General features: G+C 42.9%; 2 protein-coding genes. One reads left to right on the forward strand and one right to left on the reverse strand.

Annotated features, from left to right (window positions below):
• Positions 1 to 746: 3-deoxy-D-manno-octulosonic acid kinase (locus A3757_RS03955; protein ID WP_082872052.1), on the forward strand; the 746-nt coding region annotated here is incomplete at its 5' end.
• 15 nt (positions 747 to 761) lie between these two features.
• Here the strand turns inward: A3757_RS03955 and A3757_RS25585 are convergent.
• Entirely contained in the window at positions 762 to 917 is a 156-nt protein-coding gene (locus A3757_RS25585) for a hypothetical protein (protein WP_369819526.1), read from the reverse strand.
• Positions 918 to 935: the final 18 nt, after the last annotated feature.

Raw genomic sequence — 935 nt, forward strand, 5'->3', positions numbered from 1 at the left:
GAACGCCACCCAAACGATTCAAGGAACTTGAAATCATGCCGAATATAGAGTCCTCTCAAAACGGCCAGCATTATTGGCTCTATGATAGTGAATGTTTTTCGGACATATCCAGCGAGCTCTTTGAATCAGGCTATTGGAAAAAGCTCAATGCCGTTAATGGACAAGAGTCTGGACGTGGAACAACCTGGTTTATCCAACACAAGTCTCATTCACTGGTGTTAAGACATTATCTGCGCGGCGGCATGATGAGTAAAATCAGCAACGACCACTACCTTTTTAAAGGCTGGCAAAAGAGTCGTTCTGTCAGTGAGTTCAATATCTTGAGTTTACTCAATCAACAAAACTTGCCGGTTCCCAAGCCTGCTGCCGCACAGGTAGTCAAAAGAGGCCTATATTATCAGGCAGACTTACTGACACACCGCATTCCTAATGCACAAGACTTACTGCAAGTACTCAAACAAGTACAAAGCAAAGACTTCTATTTCACATTAGGCGCTTTAATCGCAAGATTCCACAAAGCGGGTGTTTATCATGCTGACCTGAACATTCAAAACATTTTGCAAGATGAAGAGGGCTTATTTTGGCTCATCGACTTTGATCGCGCCAAAATGTTAAAGCCAAAGCATGCCTGGAAAAGCAGTAATCTGAAGCGCTTAAAACGCAGCTTTGAAAAGGAAGTAACAAGGCATGGGATAAAGTGGACTCACAATGACTGGAATTATTTGATTGAAGGCTATTCTCAATAGCAGCGTTAAACCAATCTATGGGTTAAGCTTACTATAAGCCTTACGCCCGTCTATCGTCATCCCTTTAAAGCGTTTGTACTCCCATTGGTATTGTTCGGGATGACTTTCGATACATGCTTCAACTGAGCGATTCAATGCCGCGACGGATGTAGCGATATCGTCACTATATATCTCAGGATCAGCTGGTTT

The organism is Oleiphilus sp. HI0117, from assembly GCF_001635235.1.